The organism is Vibrio sp. J2-4 (genome assembly GCF_021728155.1).
Taxonomy (GTDB): domain Bacteria; phylum Pseudomonadota; class Gammaproteobacteria; order Enterobacterales; family Vibrionaceae; genus Vibrio; species Vibrio diabolicus.
Genome location: NZ_JAKKCN010000022.1, coordinates 1 through 6,268, shown reverse-complemented (window position 1 = coordinate 6,268; position 6,268 = coordinate 1). Strand labels below are relative to the sequence as shown.

6 protein-coding genes and 4 tRNA genes are annotated in these 6,268 nt (G+C 44.1%); 7 read left to right on the top strand and 3 right to left on the bottom strand.

The genetic code is table 11. The features are described from left to right. Positions 1 to 556 precede the first annotated feature (556 nt). Both pssA and L3V32_RS25645 read right to left on the bottom strand, forming a co-directional pair. On the bottom strand, positions 557 to 1,897 hold the full coding sequence (pssA, locus tag L3V32_RS25650) for a CDP-diacylglycerol--serine O-phosphatidyltransferase (RefSeq protein WP_031780707.1): 1,341 nt from the start codon (positions 1,895 to 1,897) through the stop codon (positions 557 to 559). Positions 1,898 to 1,968: 71 nt separating this feature from the next. Continuing rightward, the gene (locus L3V32_RS25645; RefSeq protein ID WP_031780708.1) at positions 1,969 to 2,400 is read right to left on the bottom strand and encodes a GNAT family N-acetyltransferase; all 432 of its coding nucleotides are present in this window, start codon (positions 2,398 to 2,400) and stop codon (positions 1,969 to 1,971) included. A gap of 101 nt (positions 2,401 to 2,501) precedes the next feature. Here L3V32_RS25645 and murB point away from each other — a divergent pair, with 101 nt between their 5' ends. Both murB and birA read left to right on the top strand, forming a co-directional pair. Then, a complete protein-coding gene (gene murB, locus L3V32_RS25640) occupies positions 2,502 to 3,545 on the top strand; it encodes a UDP-N-acetylmuramate dehydrogenase (RefSeq protein WP_237285625.1) in 1,044 nt (347 codons plus the stop codon). Continuing rightward, a complete protein-coding gene (gene birA, locus L3V32_RS25635; RefSeq protein ID WP_237285623.1) occupies positions 3,542 to 4,507 on the top strand; it encodes a bifunctional biotin--[acetyl-CoA-carboxylase] ligase/biotin operon repressor BirA in 966 nt (321 codons plus the stop codon). Before murB ends, birA begins: the two co-directional genes overlap by 4 nt. A 7-nt stretch (positions 4,508 to 4,514) precedes the next feature. Here the strand turns inward: birA and coaA are convergent, their stop codons facing one another. Next, on the bottom strand, positions 4,515 to 5,438 hold the full coding sequence (gene coaA, locus L3V32_RS25630) for a type I pantothenate kinase (protein WP_005398335.1): 924 nt from the start codon (positions 5,436 to 5,438) through the stop codon (positions 4,515 to 4,517). A 205-nt stretch (positions 5,439 to 5,643) separates the two neighbouring features. Here coaA and L3V32_RS25625 point away from each other — a divergent pair. The 5 genes from L3V32_RS25625 to L3V32_RS25605 all read left to right on the top strand — a co-directional run. Then, positions 5,644 to 5,719, top strand: a tRNA-Thr gene (locus L3V32_RS25625). 36 nt (positions 5,720 to 5,755) lie between these two features. Beyond that, positions 5,756 to 5,840: transfer RNA gene (locus L3V32_RS25620), tRNA-Tyr, on the top strand. A gap of 35 nt (positions 5,841 to 5,875) precedes the next feature. Beyond that, positions 5,876 to 5,950 (top strand) — tRNA-Gly (locus L3V32_RS25615). Between the two features lie 13 nt (positions 5,951 to 5,963). After that, positions 5,964 to 6,039, top strand: a tRNA-Thr gene (locus L3V32_RS25610). 101 nt (positions 6,040 to 6,140) lie between these two features. Beyond that, positions 6,141 to 6,268: GTP-binding protein (locus L3V32_RS25605; protein ID WP_227484038.1), on the top strand; the 128-nt coding region annotated here is incomplete at its 3' end.

The window sequence follows — 6,268 nt, the reverse complement described above, 5'->3', positions numbered from 1 at the left end:
TGGTTAGAATACCGGCCTGTCACGCCGGGGGTCGCGGGTTCGAGTCCCGTCCACTCCGCCACTTATATTAAGCCTCTGTCGAAAGACTGGGGCTTTTTTCGTTTTGGTTACCCGACTTACCTTAACCTCATTTCCATATTGAAACCTTGCATCGAGAGGCAGGCTCTTCTCTCGCTATGCTTTCTAAGCCCTATCATGACGAGTTGATTCACAACTCTGTGCTGTTTCTACTGAACCGGCTCCCAGTATCGAGGGCTAGTTTTGAGCCCCTGTGCTGACTCATTAAAGCTCCCCTTTATTACGTGTGAGAAAGCTTATTCACTAGCGTAGTGTGAGAAAGAGTAAGATCGGAAGACTGAGTTATTAAGCACCTAGCCACTTACGCATGTATTGCCGTTCTAGATTCTAGGTTGTTGCGTTTGGGGTTACGTTGCGTCTCGCAAGCTTATTTACTGAAGTCTACTAATATAGAGGTCTAAAAGAGTATTAAGCTGTTGGAGCTAGGAATAATAAAAAAGCCCAGCAGGAAAATGCTGAGCTTTGAAGTTAATTATGCTTACAGGATGCGTTTTAAAACCCCATCTGCTTTTAGGCGGGTTATTTTTCTTACTAACCGCTGCACCCCTATCGGATAATCTTCCACTTTTTCTAACTGTTTATAAGTACAGATAAGATGGGTATGCTCAAGGATACGCGAAACCTCATCTTCGAACTTATCAGTGAGTTTCGCATAATTGTCTTGGATGAGAAGTCCATTTTCTAGATCAAGTGACCAAGCCCGAGGATTTAAGTTATTCCCCGTCAGTAGCATATAGCGTTTATCAACCCAAATGCCTTTGAGATGGAAGCTATTATTGTCATGCTTCCAGAGGTGAATTGACAGTTTACGCGCAGCGATATTCGCTTCATTTGCTTTCGCAAAGCGGCGTAGGTTTACTTCATACAGATATGGAAGTCCGCCAATGGTTTTAAAGTCTTCCTCAGGGGCAATATAAAAGTCGTTTGCTGTCTTGTCGCCCACAACAATAGTTACTTTCACACCGCGTTTCATAGCTCGCTTCACTTCACGATGCAGCGCTTTAGGGAAGTTAAAGTAAGGCGTACAGATAAAGATTTCGTTTTGGGCGGCCGCTAGTAACTTTACAATCTGTTGATTGAGCAGATTGCGGCGTTTGCCTAGACCAACTAGCGGGGTGATTTTTACACTTTCCTCTGTTGCAGGTTGGTCTTCAAACTGATAATTAGCTTGAGCAAGTGAAGCTCTCAGTTGACGAATCGCCGACTTAATTTCTTTGGTTTCTGGCTTATCTTTTCCAGCAAGATCATTGACAGCTGGGTGAGCAATCATCTCTTCCTGAATGAATTGCACCATTGAATTAGCTAAAGATTCATGTCGAATCACATGGTAACGATCAAAGCGATAGCGTTCGTGATAGTGCAGGTAAACGTTATTTAAGCTTGCCCCACTGTAGATGACAGTATCATCGACAATGAAGCCTTTTAAATGCAGTACCCCAAAAACCTCTCTGCCACGCACAGGAATACCATAGACAGGGATCGGGTGTTGGTACTTATTGGCATACGCTTTGTAAAGCGCAGAATTACCCTCAGATGTTTCCGCACCAATCAGGCCACGCTGCGCTCGATGCCAGTCGACACAGATATTGATGTCCAACCCAGGATTACGCTGTTTCGCTTCATAAAGCGCAGTGAGAATTTCACGTCCAGCTTCATCATCTTCCAGATATAGAGCGACTAGGTAAATTCGCGACGTTGCTTTGCTGATTGCATCCAAAAGACGAGTCCTGAATGATTCTGCTGAATACAGAACATCAAAGTCTTCCGGATTGACAGCGAGACTTGGCAACTGTTCGAATGGATTCCTACTTACTATCATATCGGTATGAGTACCTTAGTTTAGTGCAATATTGCGAACCTGCCATTTTATCAAAGATATGATTTACCTGGCTACAAAAGCGCGCGTTTTGATGTCGTTGAAGAGATGAATTGCATTGGAATGAGATCTTTACCGCTATCTACATAGCGTTGAAATGCCATTTTTAGCGGGTGTGGTAGCTCAGAGCAATCAATGGTTTTGAATCCATGCTTGGAATAATAGGATTCGAGATGTGTAAACGCGAAGCAATAATCGCCATCAGTGAAAACATTGTTTTTACAATGAGTTAGTAGTTCTTTTCCAATGCCAGTTCCCCTAAGTGTTGGAATGACCAGCATTCCCGTCAGCAATCGAGATCTATCTACGGTTTTTAAGCGTAGTAACGCAACGATTTCACCTTTATGGCTCGCTGTAATGATCAGTTCATCCTTTTTGGCTCGACCCGAAGGGTAATGCGCTTTGTACAACCTCTTAATGAGAGGGAGCTTGATAGGATTTAACACTTCTATGATTAATGAGTCAGGTATTGTCACTGCGGTTAAAAGATAACTAATGTAGAATGTCGACAGTTTAAGAGAATCTTATCTGACGTTGCAAACCTACTATGCAAATTAAAACAAATGCAAGCCTTAAGGCTTACCATACTTTTGGGATTGAACAGTCGTGTTCCTATTTAGCGACCATCGAGTCGCTCGAGGAGGTTACCCAACTATTTCAAGACCCGAGATTCACCCATTTACCGAAACTTTTTTTAGGTAAAGGAAGTAATGTTCTTTTCACTGAGCATTTTGACGGGTTAGTGATCGTTAATCGAATCATGGGTAAACATGTGACGGAAACGGATGACCAATACCTGTTGCATATTGCAGGTGGTGAAGACTGGCCTGAGTTGGTTTCCTGGTGTGTGAGTCAGGGAATTGGTGGGTTAGAAAACCTAGCCCTGATCCCTGGCTGTGCAGGCTCGGCTCCTATTCAAAACATTGGAGCCTATGGGCTAGAGCTAAAAGACATTTGTGACTACGTGGATGTTCTTGATCTAACTACGTTTGAAAATAGAAGAATGAGCGCCAGAGACTGTGACTTTGGCTACCGAGACTCCATTTTTAAACACGCTTTGCATGAAAAGTGCTTTATTACCGCACTAGGGCTTAAGTTGGCTAAGCAATGGCAACCGATTAATCAATATGGTCCTTTAAAAGATATTCCGGAAGAACAACTTAGCCCAGCAACAATCTTCGAGCGAGTTTGCCAAGTGCGAACGGAGAAACTGCCGGATCCAGCCAAAGTAGGTAACGCAGGGAGTTTCTTTAAAAACCCAGTGATCACTCAAGAGCATTATGATCGGCTCATGAAGCAACATACTAATATCGTGGCCTATCCAACTCCTGGCGGAATGAAAGTCGCGGCTGGTTGGCTGATTGATCAGTGCGGATTAAAGGGGAAGTCTGTGCATGGTGCACAGGTCAACCCTATGCAAGCCTTGGTTTTGACCAACATGGACAACTGCAGTGCCGATGATGTTGTCGCACTTGCTTCCCTAGTGAAGCAGGCAGTGTGGGATAAATACCAAATAGAACTTGAGCATGAAGTGCGATTTCTGAACCGTACCGGGGAAACCAACTTGGCTCAGATCGAGGCGTTAAGATGAGAAAAGATCACTCTACGAAACTTCATATCTTAAAGTCATTAAGTAACGGCGAGTTTCATTCTGGAGAGGCGCTGGGCGAAGCCCTGAATGTATCCAGAGCGGCAATAGCTAAGCATATTAAAGGTCTTAGTGAGTGGGGCATTGATATTTATCGAGTGCAAGGGCGCGGTTACCAGTTGGCATCACCATTGCAGTTGCTAGATGAAGCTCTCCTTACTGCTAGTGCGGAGTCAATTGTTGAGCTTGTTCCTGTGATTAACTCAACCAACCAGTATTTGCTTGATAGAGTTGCAGAGTCAGAAAAGGGCCGTGTTTGTATAGCTGAGTATCAAGCACAAGGACGTGGTCGCCGCGGTAGACAATGGATCTCTCCATTTGGCTCTAACTTATACCTATCCATGTACTGGCGATTAGATGCGGGAATGGCCGCGGCAATGGGCTTAAGCCTTGTTATTGGTATTGCCGCAGTGGAAGCACTAGAAGAAATGGGCATACAAGGCGTTAAACTCAAGTGGCCAAATGACCTGTATTATCAAGATAAAAAACTGGCAGGAATCTTAGTGGAGATGTCAGGGCAGGCCGGTGGTGCTGCTCATCTTGTGATTGGGATGGGGCTCAATATTGGAATGCCTGATGAGCAACCTGAGATTGATCAACCATGGACAACATTGAATCAGGTAAACGAGAGTCTCGTGATCGATAGAAATGTTCTAGCGACGACGCTTATCAAGCATTGGAATTCCGCACTTATCGAGTATGAACTGAAAGGGCTTACCAGCTTTGTCGAACGTTGGAATCGATTAGATAACTTTCTCAATCGTCAAGTCAAGCTGCTCATCGGACCTAGAGAGGTGCACGGCGTCGTACGCGGCATCGATCATCAAGGCGGGATATTACTCGAAACCTCGCAAGGGCTAGAGACTTACATTGGTGGCGAAATCTCGTTGCGTAAAAGCGATTGACGTTCAATTACTTTCGTAAAGACACCTTATCAACCAAGTGGTTGACGCCTTTGTGTAGAATCAAATGGGCTCTTTCTCGGGTGGGAAGAATATTCAGCTCCAAGTTGAGCCCATTAATATCATGCCAAATTTGTTTCGCTTTTTGCTTTGCTTCATCGACTGACAGTTGCGTGTAGTGACTAAAATAAGAACCGGGTTTAGTAAAGGCCCCTTGGCGAAACTTTAAAAATCGTTCCACATACCACTGTTCAATTGTCTCTGTTTCAGCATCGACATAGATCGAAAAATCCAAAAAATCAGAGACAAAGACGCGATGTGGATCATGCGGATAATCCATTCCACTTTGTAGAACGTTTAAACCTTCAATGATAAGAACATCCGGTCTATCAACTTTTCTTAGTTCGTCCGTAATGTCATACGTGATGTGGGAGTAAATAGGTACTTCAAGATCCGGCTTACCCGCTTTAACGTCAGACATAAACTCAACTAAACGTTTGATATCATAGGACTCAGGAAACCCTTTACGATGCATGATACCGCGTTCTTCTAGTACCTTTTTCGGATATAGAAAGCCATCTGTAGTGACCAAGGACACTTTGGGATGATTCTCCCAACGAGAAAGTAATGCGGTCAGAATACGAGCTGTCGTACTTTTGCCTACAGCGACACTGCCGGCGATACCAATCACAAAAGGAGGGGCATGTTCTTCCGTATTCAAGAATTGCTGTAATACAGAGTTGCGGCTTTGACGCGCTTGGACATACAGATTCAAAAGACGAGACAAAGGAAGGTAGATTTCTACCGCTTCCTCCATGGTTAGGTTTTCATTAATGCCCTGAAGCGCAGTCAAGTCGTCTTCAGAAAGTGTCATCGGTACAGAGTTTCTTAACTCGGCCCAGTTTGCACGGTCAAATGACAAAAATGGACTCATGGGTCTCTTTTATCCTTGGTTTAGTAGAAGCAAGAACATACATCAAGCGAACTTCAAAGCAAACGACAAAGGTCGAAGTTTACTTTAAAAAAGCCAAGTTTGTACGAATTTGCAGCAAACGAATCTAAAAAATCGAATTTTATGATTTTTTTTAAAATTACTATTGCAACCTCGAAAATCATTCAATAGAATGCGCACCACTTATGCCGACTTAGCTCAGTAGGTAGAGCAACTGACTTGTAATCAGTAGGTCACCAGTTCGATTCCGGTAGTCGGCACCATTCTTTCCTTTAGTAGTCTGAATGGCTTGAAAATTTGGAGGGGTTCCCGAGTGGCCAAAGGGAGCAGACTGTAAATCTGCCGGCACTGCCTTCGATGGTTCGAATCCGTCCCCCTCCACCATATTCTTTAGGAAATAGCTCTCAGAGTTACGTGTTGCGGGCATCGTATAATGGCTATTACCTCAGCCTTCCAAGCTGATGATGCGGGTTCGATTCCCGCTGCCCGCTCCACTCTAATTTGAGTGCTGATATAGCTCAGGTGGTAGAGCGCATCCTTGGTAAGGATGAGGTCGGCAGTTCGAGTCTGCCTATCAGCACCAGCTCTCAAGTTTATTTCCTTTTGATATTAGATTTACCAATTATCTTTTTTGGTTGCGTGGTCAATTTGGGCCACCTAAATCCGTACCTAGAGGGACCACTCATGTCTAAAGAAAAATTTGAACGTACGAAACCGCACGTTAACGTTGGTACTATCGGCCACGTTGACCACGGTAAAACAACTCTAACTGCAGCTATCTGTACTACTCTTGCTAAAGTTTACGGCGGTGT

Coding starts and splice junctions, on each gene's coding strand:
- pssA (WP_031780707.1), bottom strand. CDS start 1,897: ATGATAGTAAGTAGGAATCCATTCGAACAGTTGCCAAGTCTCGCTGTC.
- murB (WP_237285625.1), top strand. CDS start 2,502: ATGCAAATTAAAACAAATGCAAGCCTTAAGGCTTACCATACTTTTGGG.
- birA (WP_237285623.1), top strand. CDS start 3,542: ATGAGAAAAGATCACTCTACGAAACTTCATATCTTAAAGTCATTAAGT.
- coaA (WP_005398335.1), bottom strand. CDS start 5,438: ATGAGTCCATTTTTGTCATTTGACCGTGCAAACTGGGCCGAGTTAAGA.